Source organism: Ruegeria sp. CK2 (assembly GCF_056536585.1).
Genome location: NZ_JBQFPW010000013.1, coordinates 109498 through 128484, shown reverse-complemented (window position 1 = coordinate 128484; position 18987 = coordinate 109498). Strand labels below are relative to the sequence as shown.

15 protein-coding genes and 1 pseudogene are annotated in these 18987 nt (G+C 53.1%); 14 read left to right on the top strand and 2 right to left on the bottom strand.

Annotated elements, in window-relative coordinates; all coding sequences use genetic code 11:
• The first annotated feature begins 118 nt into the window (after positions 1–118).
• Positions 119–541, top strand: a complete 423-nt coding sequence (locus ACR0BU_RS18445; protein ID WP_480738298.1) for a hypothetical protein — start codon at positions 119–121, stop codon at positions 539–541.
• 525 nt (positions 542–1066) lie between these two features.
• Here the strand turns inward: ACR0BU_RS18445 and ACR0BU_RS18440 are convergent.
• Positions 1067–1372 carry a hypothetical protein gene (locus ACR0BU_RS18440; RefSeq protein ID WP_480738299.1) on the bottom strand — a complete coding sequence of 102 codons (306 nt, stop codon included), beginning with the start codon at positions 1370–1372 and terminating at the stop codon, positions 1067–1069.
• 841 nt (positions 1373–2213) lie between these two features.
• Between ACR0BU_RS18440 and ACR0BU_RS18435 the strand changes: the two genes are divergently transcribed.
• On the top strand, positions 2214–8126 hold the full coding sequence (locus ACR0BU_RS18435; RefSeq protein ID WP_480738300.1) for a tandem-95 repeat protein: 5913 nt from the start codon (positions 2214–2216) through the stop codon (positions 8124–8126).
• Between the two features lie 140 nt (positions 8127–8266).
• Here ACR0BU_RS18435 and ACR0BU_RS18430 read toward each other — a convergent pair.
• Positions 8267–8368 (bottom strand): annotated as a pseudogene (locus ACR0BU_RS18430) (IS110 family transposase); the annotation flags it as partial.
• A 129-nt stretch (positions 8369–8497) separates the two neighbouring features.
• On the opposite strand from ACR0BU_RS18430, the gene ACR0BU_RS18425 reads away from it, so the two are divergent.
• From ACR0BU_RS18425 to ACR0BU_RS18370, 12 genes are all read left to right on the top strand, one after another.
• Positions 8498–8902: a hypothetical protein gene (locus ACR0BU_RS18425; RefSeq protein WP_480738301.1), complete on the top strand. Its 405-nt coding sequence runs from the start codon at positions 8498–8500 to the stop codon at positions 8900–8902.
• Positions 8899–9306 carry a hypothetical protein gene (locus ACR0BU_RS18420; protein WP_480738302.1) on the top strand — a complete coding sequence of 136 codons (408 nt, stop codon included), beginning with the start codon at positions 8899–8901 and terminating at the stop codon, positions 9304–9306. The genes ACR0BU_RS18425 and ACR0BU_RS18420 overlap by 4 nt, the downstream gene beginning before the upstream one ends.
• A gap of 57 nt (positions 9307–9363) precedes the next feature.
• Positions 9364–9801, top strand: coding sequence for a helix-turn-helix domain-containing protein (locus ACR0BU_RS18415; protein ID WP_480738303.1), 438 nt, complete (start codon positions 9364–9366; stop codon positions 9799–9801).
• A gap of 164 nt (positions 9802–9965) precedes the next feature.
• Positions 9966–11834: a type IV secretory system conjugative DNA transfer family protein gene (locus ACR0BU_RS18410; RefSeq protein WP_480738304.1), complete on the top strand. Its 1869-nt coding sequence runs from the start codon at positions 9966–9968 to the stop codon at positions 11832–11834.
• Between the two features lie 75 nt (positions 11835–11909).
• On the top strand, positions 11910–12089 hold the full coding sequence (locus ACR0BU_RS18405; RefSeq protein WP_299083426.1) for a hypothetical protein: 180 nt from the start codon (positions 11910–11912) through the stop codon (positions 12087–12089).
• Positions 12086–12439 carry a helix-turn-helix domain-containing protein gene (locus tag ACR0BU_RS18400; RefSeq protein ID WP_480738305.1) on the top strand — a complete coding sequence of 118 codons (354 nt, stop codon included), beginning with the start codon at positions 12086–12088 and terminating at the stop codon, positions 12437–12439. Before ACR0BU_RS18405 ends, ACR0BU_RS18400 begins: the two co-directional genes overlap by 4 nt.
• Before the next feature lie 361 nt (positions 12440–12800).
• Positions 12801–13394, top strand: a complete 594-nt coding sequence (locus ACR0BU_RS18395) for a tetratricopeptide repeat protein (protein ID WP_480738306.1) — start codon at positions 12801–12803, stop codon at positions 13392–13394.
• 823 nt (positions 13395–14217) lie between these two features.
• Complete coding sequence (locus ACR0BU_RS18390) at positions 14218–14679, top strand: helix-turn-helix domain-containing protein (protein WP_480738307.1); 462 nt, start codon at positions 14218–14220, stop codon at positions 14677–14679.
• Positions 14676–15281: a mobile mystery protein B gene (locus ACR0BU_RS18385; RefSeq protein WP_299085934.1), complete on the top strand. Its 606-nt coding sequence runs from the start codon at positions 14676–14678 to the stop codon at positions 15279–15281. The genes ACR0BU_RS18390 and ACR0BU_RS18385 overlap by 4 nt, the downstream gene beginning before the upstream one ends.
• 788 nt (positions 15282–16069) lie before the next feature.
• Positions 16070–17200 carry a DUF262 domain-containing protein gene (locus ACR0BU_RS18380; protein WP_480738308.1) on the top strand — a complete coding sequence of 377 codons (1131 nt, stop codon included), beginning with the start codon at positions 16070–16072 and terminating at the stop codon, positions 17198–17200.
• Between the two features lie 17 nt (positions 17201–17217).
• Positions 17218–17913, top strand: a complete 696-nt coding sequence (locus ACR0BU_RS18375) for an MAE_28990/MAE_18760 family HEPN-like nuclease (RefSeq protein WP_480738309.1) — start codon at positions 17218–17220, stop codon at positions 17911–17913.
• Positions 17910–18965, top strand: coding sequence for a DNA cytosine methyltransferase (locus tag ACR0BU_RS18370; protein WP_480738310.1), 1056 nt, complete (start codon positions 17910–17912; stop codon positions 18963–18965). Before ACR0BU_RS18375 ends, ACR0BU_RS18370 begins: the two co-directional genes overlap by 4 nt.
• The last annotated feature ends 22 nt before the right edge of the window (positions 18966–18987 follow it).

The window sequence follows — 18987 nt, the reverse complement described above, 5'->3', positions numbered from 1 at the left end:
GAGGGCCATCAAAGGCGACGTTACCTGAATGCCTTGGTTTTGCGGGGCGAGACCCTTTGTGACCAGAGGGTGTTTGTTCTTGAAAGCCCCATTGTAGACGACAAATAGGAGAAGTTCAGTGGCGCTTAGGTTTCACTTTGCAGTCTTGGCCATTGTTGCAGCCGGATCTACCGTCCAGGCAGAAACAGGTGATGTTCCTATGTTGGCGGATGGTCGAGTTGATGTAATGGCGGTTTGGAGCTCATTCACCGTTAGAAGTCCCATATTGGATGAAGGCACTTCTAGGGAGTTTTCTGGCGAGATTCTGGGAAGGCATTTCACTGGAACCTATGATGCCGAGCCATCCATTAACCCTTTCGGGCTGACGATTAGATCAAGTGAGCTATCAGAGCATGCTAGCTACCTTGCCGCCGTCATGCTCAACTTGCTTTTCTGCAAGGAAGCTGAGCTTTCTCCAACTGAACTTAAATGGCGTGAAACTTCAGTTCCAGTTGCGGACGGCTGGAGAGTGGAGATGTCTTGCCAGGAATCTCAACAATAAGGAGCAGCCATGCGGGCGCTGCTTGCAACCCTACTCTTCTCGACGATCGGTCTTTTTTTCTTTAGCAATGTGTTAGAGTCCACTGATCAGCTTTCGCCTTGGACTTGGTTTCTGATTGCTGTGCAAATCATTTCAGTTTTTCTTCTGATGGCCGGGGTTGTTCGCCGAATCTTCAGCTGGTTGAGTTCACAATAAGGAGCGACGGCTTGAAGAGCATCACGGTGTCAGACGGTGGGATATGTGTCTGGGCTAGCAGCGTTCCTCCTCTACTATTTTCGGGATATGAGAAACCAAGCGCTGCGCCCCTACCTTGGATTTGTTGACTAGGTGACAACCAAAGACCATCATCGTTCTTCCGAAAATGGGGTTGGCGCCACGCCACTTCTGTTTTGTAAGCCAAGCGGATTTGGACGAGCCAAACGCCGGGAGCCTTAGCCCCGGTTTCTTTGCGCCTCGTAATACGTGCGCAGAACTGCATTCATCCGTGTCAGGTGACCTTTGCCGCCTTCTGGCGGTGGCGTGCGTTTAATATCCTGCTGCGCCTTCAGTAATTGCCGTTTCTGACGCTGCTTGATTCAGCGCAATTCGGTCATTTGGCAGACAGTAAGAAACCAGCCCTCTAGCAGCGAGCCAAAAAACAACCGCCGCAATGGCGTAGTGCCAGCCATTCCAGCTTGGCAATACCGTGTTGAGCGCTGACTCTATCTGGAAAATTTGGAGAACCCAGCCAAAGCCAGCGGCCACGCTTGCAATCCACAAGCCCAAAGCCAGAACTACGACGCTAAAACCGACGAAAGGCATGGTGTCAGATGCGCGAGTGATGGGGTTCATGGCTGTTACCTTCTCTGCTGGCCCTGTTGATGGGTATCTAATAGTCGCCCGCAGGGATTGCGAGGGTGCGCGCTGTTTTGGCGCGAGCTGGCACCGTCATTTCTGACGATGCGGCGCAACCACGCGCGAACTCCCTTTGGCCTGGTGCGGTGAAACCGTCTCGCCCCGAGCCAGCTTGTCACGGCGGCCGCAAGTCGTTGTGACCGGCGGTATCCGCCGTAAACGGTAACGATCCCTTTTGCATTAAGTCATTGGAGATCCGCGCGAGGCGCGCGGCTCACATTGATCATGAGGCAGGGCAGCATCTGTGTTGTGTGTCAAAGCCTAAAGCTGAATACAGTGGGAAAGATGTGCGGAGCAAATCTGCATCAATCAGTTAGAAAAATACGCATAGAACCCTGAACAGATCTTCGTCATCCTTCGTTATTTCGTTCGTGCAGCTAGTCGCGAACCGCGAGAAGTGGACATTTAAAACCAGGTGGCAAATGGCGGATGGGCGGGACCCGATGCGCTTTCGCGGCTATTGATCGGTTGTTTGGCCAGCTCGTTTTGGCAAAATGCAAGTCTGACGGCGCGGGCGTTACGATAGCCGATGTCTATTCAAAAATAGAATCCCGGTATTTTTCAATTTGTTGATCTGGTTCCAGTGTTGGATGCGGGACGAATTGGCTGGACGTATTTGCGGGCAATCAGACAGCAAAAAATCACAGCACCAAAACGCGGGAACAAAACCTGGGAACACTGGCCGTGAGCGCAGAGCCAGGTTCCTCAGCGTCACCGGCGGGTTCAGGACCGGGGCGAGATCACCGCAATTGCTCACCAGATTGAATTGGAGAACTTAATGACCGTTATGAACAATGCACCCGCTCTGACAACTCTACTGCTCAATCAGTTTTCCGTAGAAGATGAGGCCGTGAGCTTTGTTTTGCCGGCGAATGCGTTCACAGATCCGGATGGCGATACGCTGACCTTAAGTGCGACACTGCTTGGTGGTGCGGCCCTGCCGGGCTGGCTGGTGTTTGATGCGGCTGCGGGGAGTTTCTCGGGTACACCGCCCCAGGACTTCCATGGCACATTGAGCGTACAGGTGACGGCCAGCGATGGGTCTCTTTCAGCAAGCGATGCCTTTGCGCTTGATATTACCTCTGTCAACGATGCACCGGTCGCAGTTAATGATGTTGCGCAAAGTCCCACTCCGATCACAGAAGATGTTGTCACTTCGATTGATATCGCCACGCTTCTGGCCAATGACAGCGATGTCGACGGGGATGTACTCACAATTGAAGCTGTTGATGCCACGAGTGCACATGGCGCGACCCTGACGCTGAACATAGACGACGGCACGATCAGCTATGATCCCACCGGCGCAGACGCTGTTCAGGCCCTGGCAGAGGGTCAGACCCTGACGGATACCTTCACCTATACGGTCGAGGACGGCAATGGCGGGGAGAGCACCGCAAGTGTTTCAGTCATAGTGCACGGCACCAATGATGCGCCTGTTTTGGCGATTGCATTGCCACCTCAGTCTTCCGCGGAAGATGAGGTCGTGAGTTTTGCACTGCCAGCCAATGCATTCACGGATGCGGATGGTGATGTGCTGACCTTAAGCGCGACGCTTGCGGATGGGACGGCCCTGCCGGGCTGGCTGGTGTTTGATGCGGTTGCGGGGAGTTTCTCGGGCACACCGCCCCAGGACTACCATGGCATATTGAGTGTCACGGTGACGGCCAGCGATGGGGTTCTTTCAGAAAGCGGCACCTTTGCGCTTGATATTACCTCTGTCAATGATGCACCTGTCGCGGCTGATGATAGTGTGACGCAAAACCCGAACATCATCACAGAAGATGTTGTCATCCTGATTGATACCGCCACGCTTCTTGGCAATGACAGCGATGTTGAGGGGGATGCGCTGACAGTGACAGCGGTCTCGACCAAGAGCGCGCATGGAGCGACCCTGACGCTGAACAGCGCCGGTACGATCAGTACGATCAGCTATGATCCCACCGGCGCAGACGCTGTTCAGGCCCTGGCAGAGGGTCAGACCCTGACGGATACTTTCACCTATACGATCAAAGACGGCCATGGCGGGGAGAGCACCGCAACTGTTTCGATCATTGTGCACGGAACCAATGATGCGCCTGTTGTGGCGATTGTATTGCCTGATCAGGCTTCCGCGGAAGATGAGGCCGTGAGCTTTGCGCTGCCAGCCAATGCATTCACGGATGTGGATGGGGATGCGCTGACCCTGAGTGCAACGCTGGTTGGGGGTGCGGCACTCCCGGATTGGCTGGTGTTTGATGCGGCTTCCGGGAGCTTCTCAGGCACACCGCCCCAGGACTATACGGGGCAGGTCGGTGTGATAGTGACGGCCAGCGACGGGTCGCTTTCAGCAAGCAGTGCCTTTGCGCTTGAGATTACCCCGGTCAACGATGCGCCTGTTGCGGTTGATGATGTTGTTGGCGCGAGTGAGTTCCGCGTCAATGAGTTTACCAAAAACGATCAAGGCGGTCCAAGTGTTACAGCACTTGCCAATGGTCATTTTGTCATCACCTGGCATTCTGCTGACGAGCAGCAAGGCGATACGTCTTATTATGCCATCAAGGCCCGTATTGTTGATGCAAACGGTGTTGATATCGTCAGTGAATTCCCCATCAACGAATTGACCGAAGGCTCTCAAGTGTTTCCGAGTGTTGCGGCCCTCGACAATGGCGGCTTCGTTGTCACCTGGATGTCTGACGACGGGCAGCAAGGCGATACTGATTGGGCCATCAAAGCTCGCATTTTTGACGCGAATGGCGTTGAGATCGTCAGTGAGTTCCTGGTCAATGAAGTAACCGACGGTAGTCAGTTTTCCCCGAGTGTTACAGAACTTACCAATGGCCATTTCGTTGTCACCTGGGTGTCCAGAGAAGACGGGCAGCAGGGCAATACCACTGATTATGCTACCAAGGCGCGTGTATTTGATGCGAATGGTAACGAGATCGTCAGTGAATTCCTGATCAATGAAGTTACCGTCGATAATCAATTCGACACGGGTGGTACAGGCCTCACCAGTGTTACGGCCCTCGCCAATGGCCATTTTGTCATCACCTGGCAGTCTTCTGAGGATGATCTGACTGGTGGGGTCCTCAGAGCCCGTATTTTTAACGCGGATGGCGAGGAGATTGTCAGTGAGTTCCTGGTTAGTGAATTCACCGATTTCGGGCAAACGACCTCGAGCGTTACAGCCCTCTCCAATGGCCATTTCGTTGTAACCTGGGCGTCTTATGAGCAGCCGGACGATCTCTCCAGCGTTACTGTCAAGGCCCGAATATTTGATGCGAATGGCGCTGAGATCGCCAGTGAATTCCCGGTCGCTGAAGCTGGTCTGTTCACGAGCGTCACAGAACTTGCCAATGGCGGTTTCGTCATCACCTGGACGTCTTTTGACCAGCAGCAGGGCAATACTCCCAGTACTGCCATCAAGGCCCGTATTTTCGATGCGAACGGTGTTGAGATCGTCAATGAGTTCCAGGTCAATGAATTTACCAATGGCGCTCAATGGATTCCAAGTGCTACAGCTCTCGACAATGGCGGTTTCGTTGTCACCTGGGAGTCTCGCGACGGGCAGCAAGGCGATACGTCCGGTTCTGCCATCAAGGCCCGTATTTTTGATGCAAACGGTGTTGCTCAAGGCCCGAACATCATCACCGAAGATGCTGTTACCCTGATTGATACAGCCACCCTTCTGGCCAATGACAGCGACGTCGACGGGGATGCGCTCACGGTGACGGCTGTTTCCGAGACGAGCGCGAATGGCGCAACACTGACACTGAACGCCAACGGGACCATCAGCTATGATCCCACTGGCGCAGATGATGTTCAGGCTCTGGCGGACGGCGAGACACTCGTTGACACATTCACCTATACGGTCAAGGACGGCAACGGCGGGGAGAGCACCGCAAGTGTTTCAGTCGTTGTTCAGGGAGCCAATGATGAACCTGTTCTAACGATTGTATTGCCCGATCAGTCTTCCGCGGAAGATGAGGCCGTGAGCTTTGCACTACCAGCCAATGCATTCACGGATGTGGATGGTGATGCGCTGACCTTGAGTGCGACGCTGACGGGTGGTTCAGCCCTGCCGGACTGGCTGGTGTTTGATGCAGTTGCGGGGAGCTTCTCGGGCACACCGCCGCAGGACTTCCATGGGACAGTCAATGTCACGGTGACGGCCAGCGACGGGTCCCTTTCAGAAAGCGGCACCTTTGCGCTTGAGATCAACGCAGCACCCGTTCTGAGCGTCTTGAGCATCCCGTCTGAAATTCAGGTGAGCAGTTTCGCGCCGGAAAGCCATAACTTTACTAATTTTGCACTTGTTGATGGTGTTCCCTCGGTTGCGACACTTGGCGATGGTGGCTGGGTCGTGACCTGGGTTCATGGCATTCATATTTACGCCCAACGTTATGACGTCACCGGCATGGCTATTGGCGATGAGTTTCAGGTCAACAGCGATACGTCGGGCCCTCAAGGTTTTCCGTCCATTACGGGTCTTCCCGACGGCGGCTTTGTCGTGACCTGGCATTCGTTTGGACCCTTTTTTTCCCACAATGATAGTGACCCAGGTGTTTTCCTACGGCGGTATGATGCTACGGGCGTGCCTGGTGAAACCAAGTACATCGGGGGCGGGCAACCTGGCTTGTTCTCAACTCCATCCATTACGGTTCTGGCCGATGGCGGTTATGCTGTAAGCTGGGAGTTTAGTGAATATGGCCAACGCGGTGTTTTATTGAAGCGTTTTGATGCCGCAGGTGCGCATCATGGTGATGGCGTCGTTTTGGCTGTCGATCTAACGACTGCCGGCCAGGAAGGCTATACACAAAGCTCTTGGGAATACGGCAATCCATCCATTGCGGCTCTCCCCAGCGGTGATTATGTGGTGGCCTGGGGATCTTATGGACAGGACGGTGATAGCAGCGGTATTTCCCTTTGGCGCTACGATGCATCAGGTGAGGCTGTCGGAAGCGAGGTTCAGGTCAATACGACCACGGCAGGCCGCCAAGTTTCTCCATCTGTTACGGCTCTCCCAAACGGCGATTACGTGGTGGTTTGGGTGTCTTTTGGACAGGATGGCAATGTGGGAGACATCAACCTGCAGCGCTATGATGCCGAGGGTGCAGCTGTTGGCGGCGAGATTCAGGTGAACAGCTATACGATGGGCCACCAAGCCCTTCCATCCATTGCGGGTCTTCTCGACGGCGGCTTTGTGGTAAGCTGGGTGTCCAATGGTCAGGACGGCGATGCAGATGGCATTTTTATGCAGCGCTACAATGCTGAGGGTGTGGCTGTTGGCGACGAGACGCAGGTGAACACCTATTCGGCGGGCAACCAAAACCACCCATCCGTCACGGCTCTGCTTGACGGCGGTTTTGTCGTAAGCTGGCAGTCTGATGGCCAGGACGGCGATGGCCCTGGGCTTTTCCAGAAGGTGTTCAACGCTGATGGCAGCGAGCGGTCATATCCGGTATATGTGGAGAATGCGGCCGCTGTTGCTGTGGCGCCCGGGCTTGTGGTGATGGATGCCAACAATGCCGATCTAGCTGGTGCGACGATCACGGTCACGGACTACGTTGCGGGCCAGGATGTCCTGTCGTTTGTCGACCAGGGTGGGATTACAGGCGCGTGGGATGCGGCGGCGGGCACGCTGACGTTGACAGGAGTGGCAACCCTTGCCGCCTACGAGACAGCTCTGCGCAGTGTTGCATATGCCAACACCAGCGATGACCCGACCGGCGCCGCCCGCACGATTGCCTTCCAGGTCAATGACGGCAGTGCAGCCAACAATAATTTATCAGTACACGTCACTACACAAGTTACTATCATGCCGATCAATGACGCACCTGTCGCTGCTGCTGATGTTGCTCAAAGTCCTACTCCGGTCACGGAAGATGCCGTCACCCTGATTGATACAGCAACCCTTCTCGCCAACGACAACGATGTCGACGGGGATGCGCTCACGGTGATAGAGGTTTCAGCCCTGAGCACGCATGGCGCCACCCTGACGCTGAACACCGACGGGACGATCAGCTTTGATCCAACTGGTGCAGATGCCGTTCAGGCTTTGGCAGAGGGCCAGACACTAACCGATACATTCACCTATACGGTCGAGGACGGCAATGGCGGTGAAAGCACCGCAACCGTTTCTGTCGTAGTTTACGGAACCAACGAAGAACCGATCGTCTTGCTGGGCACCACTGGTGATGACGTTCTATACGGCGGTGCTGGCGATGACCGGCTGGAGGGCCATTGGGGCGATGACATCCTTTATGGCGGCGCTGGCAATGACGAATTGTGGGCTAACAGCCATGTGGGTCTGAATTCCGGGGGTGGCAATAACGTCCTATATGGAGAAGCCGGCGATGACCGACTGTTTGGTGGGGGCGAAAGTGACGTCTTGGTTGGTGGCACTGGCAATGACATGCTGAGGGGCTTAGGGGGTAATGATACTCTAATTGGCGGCGCTGGCGATGACCAACTGTCGGGTGAGAGTGGAAGCGACAAGTTTGTCTTTCGCGACAGTTTTGGAAACGACACGATAAGTGACTTCCAAGATGGCCTTGACCTTATCAGAGTGGATATCGCAGGTGTATCCTACTCCGATTTGGCCATCACATCGAGCGGTTCAGACACAGAAGTCTCTGTATCCGGACAAGGTACGATTACCCTAAGCAACGTCGCCGTGACAAACCTGACCGAAGACGACTTCCTCTTCGGGTAGGGTGGTCGCTCTCAAAAAGGACTTCGTATGCCTCGTACTGATCCTTTGCCCGGTGCGGGCTACAAGCGGTGCGGTGAGTTTGGTCATTGATAGGGAGGGGGCTGCTTGCTTGCAGGCCGTGTCAATTCTTCTCCAGGCAAAGCTAAAGATCGGGCATCAATTGCATCTGTTTTTGCCAACTGACCTAGCATATCCGCAAAGCGACGGGTCTGATACGGATTCATCACAGCGACAGAAAACCCGGTATCAAACAAGCGCCGATTGGCGTTGCCCGTGAAGGCCTCACGCAAGAGATGGCAACATGTGCTATAGTTGTTAGCTATAACCCAATAGTGCATCGGTATTGGCTTTCGATCCCAATATGGCCAAGAATGTATAAATGCTCCCTCGAGCACGGCGCGGGGCGTCTGATGGTGCGGGTGCTTATCATAGGTATCGCATGTGTGAGCGCGTTGGGCATTGCCACGCTGGCTGGCCTGATTACGGGCAATGTCTCTCCATCGGCTCCGACCGGGCTCTACGTTCGCGCCAACCCCTTGACCGCTGATTATGTAACATTCTGTCTTGCAAAACAGCATTCAGAGCAGCCGTTTTATCACCGCTTCTGTTCTCCGAGCGCGCCCGACAAGATCAGGATATTGAAGCGCATTACAGAGCGCCGCCCGGATGGTGCGCTGATCGTAAAGGGGATCAGCGCCGGGTCTATCGATTCCAAACTGATCGGACCTGTGCAGCCATCGCAGATACACGGTTATTGGAGGCACGTGCGCCTGTGAATCAGATTTCCGAAAACCTCAAAGCCGAGATTGCCCGTGTACGCACCCGTGAAGAAAAGCGGCTGATCCGTGTTGCAAAGGCGTCGGGGTATTTCGGGCAGAAGATTACCACACAACAGCTGACCAAACTGCTGAAAGCTCTCGTGAAAGAAAACAAGCGGGAATCCCAACTCAAGCGACTGGAGGACAGGATGAAAGTTCAGAACAAAAAGCAGAGCGAGCAGGAACGGAGGGAGGATACGCGGCGGAAGATTCTGCTGGGCGCGTTTCTGATCGCGCAGATCGAGCATCGTCCAGAAGACTTTGGCTGGGTCTCGGGTGAGCTTCGCAAATTCCTTGATCAGCACAAGGACGCGTCCGTCGCAGCCAGAAACAACAAGCTCATGTCGGAGTTTCTGAGGTGACGCAACCTCCGAATGTCTACCCAAGTCCGGAGAATGACAAAGAAAGAAAAAGGGCAAATGAAACACACATCGAAAGACGGTCAATCGGCAACGGGGAGAAGGATACAGCCCGTGGATGTTCATGTAGGCGAACGTCTGCGCCAGAGAGGGCTACAGGTTGGCATCAGCCAGGGTGCGTTGGCCCATAAGGCTGGGGTGAATTTCCAGCAGATCCAGAAATACGAGAACGGGCACAATCGTATATCCGCTTCCCGGCTGTGGGACATTACCAAGGCCCTGGATGTTCCGGTCAGCTACTTTTTTGAAGGGTTGAACCCGGGCGATAGACGGGCCAGCGATGACCTGTTCGCACGGCACGAAACTTTTGGACTGCTAACAGCTTGGCGTGGCATGCCCGAGAGCCAGCGCAAGTTGCTGCTCGAGCTGGTAAAGGACATGGCCCAAATGGCTGAATCGGACCAGCAGATCAATTTCGAACACAGGGTCAATGTATAATGACCAGGTTTGAAAGCCTCTACTATATCACCGCAACCTATCTGATTGCATCCTGCTGTCTTATCCTCCCGTTTTTCGTGCCTTCGCTGGTCATGGGTGTTCAGCCCTATAACATCGCCTATCTGCTGTCCGCTGTGTGTATGCCCGTTGCCTCTTTCGGGATGATGGCGGCATTGACCTGGGAGACCATTGATCGAAGGCAGATCCATTACTTTGCGTTCTGTGCCGGGCTTGGCTGGCTACTCGGGCTCTACCCATATAGCGATACGGCAGGTGTGGGCGTATTGTGGCTGCCGTTATGGAACACCATTCAACTACTGGCCAGCACCAACAGAGCCTATGTCACCTCCAGTCAGATGCTTCTGTTCGCTCTCAGCACATGTGCCTTCCTTCTTGTGTGTTGGGGGTTCGGAGGACTGTTCCGCAAACACACCTCCCAAAGTGATCCGTTTGATACTCGTGGTACAACACGGCAGGGCGCCAGGATTCAGCGCGCGAGATGGGCTACCAGAAAAGAGGTATTACAACATCTGAACGTCCCGGGCGGAATTGTCCTTGGTGAGATGCCGCCTCCGAAGTCATTGGAGGTGAACTACTTCAATAATGAGGACCCATCGACCTGGGGGAAGCACGGCAAAGGTCAGCTTCTGTCGATCTCGCCGAAAACCGGGAACGGACATGTCCTGGTCATTCAGGAATCGAGCGGATTCAAAACCACTGGCCTCATGATTCCGAATATCCTCTTTTATGAAGGCCCGATCCTGGCCCTCGATCCGAAGCAAAACCTGTATCATCGGACAGTTGAAGCCCGGCGTGAGATGGGGTTCAACCCGGTAAGGATCAGCGCGACGGACGGGCTTGATGTCTTCAAGTTGCTGGCACCTTTAATCAAAGGGCAGCCTTCGATTTATTACTCTGTGGCCAAAACACTCATTCCTGAAGAGGCCGGAGCCACCGAGAACTCCGCCCACTTCCGGGAAAAGTCAGTCAATTTGCTGGCCGCGTTGCTCTGTTACTTCATCGAAAACAACAACGACAACGTGCTTTTGAAGATTTCCAGGTTTTTGGCTAAGTCGCAAAAGGAAGCTATAGATGCCTCATCTGAGATGATCGTAAACGCTCCCATGGACTTCGTTGGAGAAGAACTGTCTGCGTTGAAAACGGAGTCCGATAAGTCTTACCCGGGTCTGGTTGCGGGGGTACGCAACAAGATTGCCTTTGCAAGGTTTCCAGATGTGAGTGGCTTTCTGAATCAGCCAGAGGGAAGCCGCAAACACGAAACCATCCTGGATCCAAAGACTGATATCTTTTTGGACGTACCGACCCGTGTCTTGAAAGACTTTACGCCGCTACTGCGTCTCATCACTGGGTCGTTGCTGATTGCCACTCAATTGATCGAACAGCCTGGTCGGCCGCGTGCGCGACGTCTGTTGTTGTTGGATGAAGCCAAAGGTCTTGGCAGTCTCGAGCAACTCAAAACCGTCAGAGACGAAGGTCGTGATATCGGTCTCCATCTCATGTTGTTCTATCAATCCTGGGGGCAGATGACTGAGATTTGGAAACAGGGCGTGCACGCGTGGGAGGACTCTACCGAGACCCGTATTCTGGGCGCGGTCCAGAGCAGCGCCCGCTCGAACGAGATTACCAACATGCTTGGCAAGGACACCATCGCGGTGAAGACGAGAGCTAACTCGTCATCAAATGCCAAATATCAAGCCTTCTCAGGCCACCTGAGTGCAGGCGAAAACGAACAGGTCAGGGAAATTGCGCTCATGAACCAGTCTGATCTGAGTAAGTTACCCAAGATCGCATCGCTGATCATGACCCGGGACCTGCCACCTATTCTTGGCAGTAAGGCGGTATTCTTCACCAGATCAGACATGCGAGATCGAGTCAGAACAGAAGATGATGTTGCGCACTTGATTAAAGCCGACAGGCTGAAAGTCCAGCAACAAGGTGTTGCTTCAGGTTTGCGTCAAAACTGGCCTGACAATCCAGAGTTTGAGAGCGCAGGACATGTCATTGAAGACTAGGTCGGCGAATTGGCCATGATCTTCACAAAACCAAAGCGAGTGAGACAGGTGGCAACAGATTGAGGGAGATGTACGATGCTTGATGATTTCTCTAAGTCCGGTTTTGGTGGCGACCATGAGCCGTGTGAAGATGTACAAGAGGTTCTTTTTTTCCTTTGGCTTGCAGAACTTCGCGACCAGGAAAACAAAACTCTAACTCGGGCAGCGTCTAATGCGTTTGATCCTGAACAAGCACGCTCGGGCGTCGGCTCATGAAAAACAACACTACACCAGAAATGGCAGCCAAAGTCATAAAGACACTGCTAAAACAGAACGATTTGAAGCTGGTTGTCCTTGCTAAACAGCTGGGGGAGAGCCCATCGAAGCTGTCGCTGGCTATTCGATGCACAAATGGTGTTACGCCAAAATCCATCGAGATGCGCAAGAAAATAGCCAAATTCTTTGACCTGGATCCCTACGAGGTCTGGGATGCGGTCTTTTTGACGCCGAAAGAAAGAAGGGCGTCACGCGCAAACTCAAACGGCGGTTTGAGTGCTCCGAGAAAGAGTGGTCAGAGTTGTTGCCAAACGATAAGGTCAGGTCGATCCTCGCTGAGTTTGACATGACCATACGAGATCTCAGTTCGATCCTCGAAATACCCTATAGCTCTGTGACCGCAGCTATTTATGGGAATTACAATTCGCCCGCGAGGGAGAAGATCGCCGAGCACCTGAAGACGCCGGTTGAACTCCTTTGGCCAGATCTTCATCACATTCCGCCAGAAAAAGTGAATCTGGAAGCTTTGCTCAGGAAGAGACCAGATCTTCGAACGCTTTATGGCTTCGGAAACATGCGGCAACCCTTCGATCCCCGACCGGACGGTTGGGCGTCGCCAGTCACGAACCACGGACACACATGATGATTGAGGTTAGACCTTTCAATTTGCGGCTAATTCGAGCGGATTGTGTGCCAAGTTAGGAGACGTCCATGAAGAATTTGACCTTTTGCCTTACTATAGGGTTTTCATCGTTCGTTGGCGCGCCGTTGCACGCGCTGACGGTAAGTGAGCTTGAAAAAAACTGTCTCGATGGAGATCTGGTAAGTTGTGAAAATGCCGGAGTTGCCTACGAGTACGGAACCGATGGCTTAGCAGATTATGTTAAAGCCGCTGAATTCTATAACATTGGTTGTATTGGCGGCCACGGAAAAGCCTGTCGCCGGTTGTCCAATCTTTACGTAGACGGTAGCGGTGTTCCACAAAGCTTCGATGAGTCATGGAGGCTAGTTCATTTGGCTTGTGAAAAAGACGATTTTTTTAGCTGCAACGTTCTTGGGACAACATACGAACGCGGCTTTCCTCTGACCCCTGACTCCTATGGACCACCAGATCCGTTGAGGGCTTCCGAATTCTACAGTGTCGCCTGCGAAGGCAATTACGAAGTCAGTTGTAGCAATCTGGCAGCATTGTATGCTTTCGGCTCAGGTGTAACCCGGAATACTGATAAAGCTAAGTCACTGTATCGAAAAGCATGTGACTTGGGGTGGAAACAGGGCTGTGAAGGCTTGGCGCGCCTTAACTGAACTAGCCGCCAAAACTTGGCAGACGTTGATTCAATTGGTGCATTTGGGGTCGATTGCCCACGCGCCGTTCATCCTTGCAACTAAGCGCGAACTTGTAGGAGTCGATTACGGCTCAGTGCAGAAAAGCACTCTAAGGTTTTTTATCAATTAACATCAAAGCCTTAGAATTCAGAATATTTCGAGCATTACGTAAACCGGTCGCAGAATATACCGTTACTATTCAATAACTTATTTTCTTAGCCTACAATTTAGCACTGAGCCGTAATCAACCCCGAGTTGACTGGAGTGGCTGGAACAGGAACAGCAAGAGAGTCTAAAGCGGCTGGAATATTTGAAAAAAACTCGGACACCGGCGCCGAAATGGATCGGATCGCAAGCGTTGCGGATGAGCCGTAATCGACCCCAATAAGGTCAGCCGGCAGCAAATCGACCTGCCGATGGCGAAAGATCCGGCGAGTGATAGCGGTGGTTTGGCGGCATAGGGGTCGTTTACAGCTGAGGGCAGAATAGTACGGTAAGGAGTTTTGTACCTATATATTTCAAACACTTACACGCCCCGAATTGTAAGCGCTTTTCTTCAAATGCTGCGCCGGGAAAGCCTTGATGTTTCAGTGATTTATTTTTCTTACAGTACTATCCTGCCCCCTCCGGCATCAGACCCGAATGAGTTGAGTGGTTCCGATTTTTGATGTGTTTGGTAGATTTGCAATACTATAGCATGGCAGATAAACATAGTAGTCATGCTATAGTTTTGCAAACTATACAAATATGACATACTATGATATTACATAGAAGAGAAATATGCAAAACTATAGGTTGGCAGATGTCCGTTTCAAGCGCAAAACAGCGGCAAGCCGAAGGCAAAATAAATCAGGTCAGACAAGTGGCTCAGACCTTCGCCAAGCCAATTGGAGGTTGGATCGCGACCTTCCAGGAAGCCATTGGCATGAGCGCGCCAGCGCTAGCCGAACGGCTCGGCGTGTCCAGGAATAGCGTCTACAGCTCTATCCAAAAGGAAAAGGCTGGAACAATCTCCGTTAACCAGCTGGACAAGATGGCTGAGGCGATGGGCGGTAAACTGATCTACGCGATCATTCCGCGCAAAGGAGCAGTCGAGGAGATCGTTATGGCTCAAGCCCGCAAGAAGGCCAAACGCATCATACAACGCACCCGCACACACATGGCCTTGGAGGAGCAGATCGAAGGCCTGCGCAGCCAGGAAGAGATGATTGAGGAACTTGCGAAGGAAATCGCACGTGAGATGCCGAGGGATTTCTGGAAGTGACCTTGGAACTGCACGAACCCAACGGCGCAACACCCCTGACACCGGACGAGTTTCTTGGCCTAAGGGCCAAGCACATCACCACGCGCGGAGAGTTGAATGAGCTGGAGGGAGAGAACATCATTGAGGGGCTGACCTGGCTAGGTCGGCGACGCAAGTCCTACGACATCCTTACCGACGATACCGTCCGCGAAGTTCACAAGCGATTGTTCGGCCAGGTCTGGAATTGGGCTGGCGTCTACCGCCTGACCGAGAAGAACATCGGCGTGCAAGTCTGGCACATTTCGACCGAGATGCGCACCTGCCTCGACGATGCCCGATACTGGCGCGAGAACGGCACCTACGAGCCGCTCGAAGCCATTGCACGCTTCCACCACAAGCTGGTCTGGATACATCCCTTTGCAAATGGCAACGGACGCTGGGCAAGGATCATGGCAGATGCCTACCTGGCTACAATCGATCCGGATGTCTTTCTCGACTGGTCAGGCGGCGGAACGCTCAATTCCAACAGCGACCACCGGGCGCGGTATATCGCGGCGCTTCGGGCAGCGGATGGGTTTGAATTTGAGCCGTTGATCGAGTTCGCTCGGGTGATTTCCGAGTAACGCGGCGGGAAGCAAATAGTTATCTCGCCGCAGACGCCGGTCAGAGATCAGGTGGCTTCAGCTTCAAAATCAACCTCGGAATTCTGGAACTTCTTGAGCTCCTCAGAGTAGGAGTTCCTGTCGAAAATGAACAGAAGTTCAGAGGGCCTCACTACCTTGCCATCGACGTAGATTAGCGCCACCCACCTACGAGCATATCGGACGCATCCCGGTTCGCTGCTGTGGAACGTCGCGGATGATTGACTCGATGCAGGGAATTTTCTGAATCTAAACAGCGCGGCTCGTCAGGCATTGTTGGCCCAAACGTCAAGCATTTCTGACCCAGACCGTCCGTTCGCTGCGCCGGGCCTGAACTGGCAAGATGCGGACATTCCCGACCTTCTCTGCATAATGCTTGATCAGGCTGGAAGGCCACCAAGCTGCCGTTCGCTGCATACGCGAAAGTTGTGCTGCGCACGCAAAACGATCTTTCGGGAGGGCGGTATCCGGTCATTCGCTGCGGGTGCGAACCATCCGGATCTTGAGCTTGGAAGCTGACCTTCACTTGGCCTGTTCATTGCTTGCGCACTAGGCTCGGGTTCGGCGAAGGGGGGTTCCAAGCTAAACTCTGGTTGGGTCTAGCGGATTTCTGCATATGCAATGTGGCAAGCGGTAGTGCGCCAACTCGTTCGTGCAGAACAGCTCTGATACTGCCACAAATTTGTAAAAAAAGGGGCGAACACGCGTGGAAATTGGATGGACGATATGGGGCAGTTTGTGGTCTAAGGGCACTATATGTGGGGTTACCAATGGCTCGAAAGACAACGAGAAAGCTTCCCGACCCGGCAAGGATTGACGAGGCGGAGAAGCAGATTAGGGAGTATTCCCGCACCGTGAAGTTTACGGTGACGGAGTACTCCTTTGAATTTATTGTACAAAAGCTGAAAGCAGACAGGTATTACGTGCCTGGTTATCAGCGTGAACTCGTTTGGACGCCAGCAAAGCAATCGAAGTTTATCGAATCTGTGTTCATGGGGTTGCCGATTCCGTTCGTCTTCTTCTGGCAGGATGAAGATGGCCGCATGGAGATCGTGGACGGGTCACAACGCATCCGTACCATTCGAGATTTCATGGACGACAAGATTACACTCCGCGCCCTTGAGACCCTGCCAGCAGCAAACGGTCTACGGTTTTCCAATTTCCCGAACTCTCGTCGTCTGATGTTTTCCGAGAAATCGCTGCGAGTCATCATTCTCGATAACTCTACAGATGCGGTCACTCGAACGGAGATGTTCGCTCGGATCAACACCGGTGGGACGACAGCAAACGATGCTGAGGTCCGGCGTGGGAGTCTGCCCGGACTATTCATGGATTTGGTGATCGAATTGGCTGGATCTCAGGAGTTTGTTGACCTGACGCCGATAAGCAAGCCTTTGGTAGATAAGCGTGAGCGTGAGGAACTGGTGACACGCTTTTTTGCTTATCTCGAGAGCTTCGATCCGACGATTGTCGCCTCAGATGGCGGCAATGGCGATATTCCGAACTACAAGGAAGAACCAAGACGGTTCTATTTTGCGTTCGTTAAGGAAACAAATGAGCGCATCGCTGCAGAGATTGAACAACATGGCACTTCTGTTACTGCGGACTCCCTACGCGAGGAGTTCTTTCGGACGCTGCAGTTCGTGAACGCTACTTCGCCGAACGGTTTCACAAAATCCGTCACAGGAAATCAGGTGCCCCGAGTGAGATTTGAGTCTATAGCGGTTGGTTCGGCCCTGGCTTTACGAGCTAATCCTGGCTTGTTGCAAGAGGCCCCCGACATCACGCCTCTACTGGAGTCGGCTCCTTTCAAGGATGCCACGAAGTCTGACGCGGCAAACGTTAAAAGCCGCCTGTTAGGACGTATCAGGCTCGTTCGAGATTGGTTGGCGGACCAATGATAGACGTATTAAACTATATGGATGAGCGCGAAGAGGAGTTCGGTCGCCACCTCGCTATTGCACGGATGCTAGAAGCCAGAGTGGATGAACTGGTGGATGAAGGTGATATCCATGTTGAGGTCCGGCACATCAACACTTTGAAATCCGGCTTGCTCATTCACCTATATAATATCGTTGAGGCCATCACGACCCGCACCCTGGCAACCGTAGGACAGACTGTGGTTGCCGACGTCCCGCGAAAATGGACGGAATCTGTGTTGAAAGAATGGGTTCGTGCAGAAGTCTGGGGCGGTGAGGAGCGTATCGGTGATGGAGCATTAAGGCGACTTACTCAAGTCAGCGGAGCTTTGGCGTCTGGGAATAGCCCTGCAGGATTCATGGTCAAAGGCGAGCCGGGAAGCTGGGACGACAAGGCAATCAAGAAGGTTGCCGAACGTCTTGGCTGCGAGATTGTCCTGTCACGTAGGATCAAGCGCGCGGCATATGAAAAAGCTTTTCGGGACGATACGACTGCGCTGGAGTTCCTTGCGAAACGCAGGAACGCGATCGCTCATGGCTCAAGTACTTTCGAGGAAGGGGCCAACGAGCTCACATTGAACGATTTAGAAGGTCTTGCGAACAGGATCTTGCCTTATTTGAGGGCGGTATCTGAGTCATACCGTGATTTCCTGGATGGCAAGAAGTATTTGAATGAAGCAGAGGTCGAGGCATGAACGAAGCACCTCAAATTGCTGCAGTGGACCTATTCTGTGGTGTTGGCGGACTAACCCATGGACTCACAAGAGCTGGTGTCGATGTGCGCTTGGGTGTAGACCTTGATCCTGCTTGCAAATTTCCTTTGGAAGCCAATAATCAAGCAAAATTCCTAGAAGCTGACGTCGCTGAGCTTCAACCTTCCGAAATACATTCGGCTTTCAAGAATTCAGAAATAACCCTGTTGGCCGGCTGTGCGCCCTGCCAGCCGTTCTCTTCCTACTCCCAGAGCGCTAGACGAAATGGTCCGCATGAGGATTGGGAACTGCTATCTTCGTTCTCGGAGTTGGTTCTCTCAGTAAAGCCTACACTGGTGACTATGGAGAATGTTCCGCCACTTCAGAAGCAGCCAATTTTTCGAGACTTCGTTGTAGCTTTGGAAAACGCTGGTTACCATGTTGACTTTACGGTAATCGACGGCCGCGACATTGGGCTGCCGCAGCGCAGGCAGAGACTGGTTTTGGTGGCGTCTCTTTTGGGACCACTCGTTATTCCGGACGCGGCGAGGCAGGTAGTTACCGTACGAGACACCATCGCAAGCCTACCACCCATTCAAGCCGGTGAATCGCACCCGGATGATCCTCTTCACGCGTCAGCATCATTGAGTGATCTAAACCTAGCCAGGATTCGCCATTCTAAACCGGGTGGCACCTGGAGGGACTGGCCAGAGGAGTACGTGGCAGCGTGTCACAAACGAAGTACTGGTTCGACTTACCCGTCTGTCTACGGGCGAATGCGGTGGGATCAGCCTTCACCGACGATGACGACCCAATGCTACGGTTTTGGGAATGGTAGATTTGGTCACCCGGAACAGGACAGGGCGATAAGTCTTAGGGAAGCAGCCATGCTCCAGAGCTTCCCAAAGGACTATCATCTCGTCGAACAAAGCCAAAAAATCAATTTTAGCGTTTTGGGGCGTATGATTGGCAACGCTGTGCCGGTACTTCTTGGAGAGTACATCGGTGAAGTTCTTGTTGAGCATGTAAAGTCATTCGACAAAGAGCTTGGCTAGCTATCCGGAAAAGTGCTTGTTT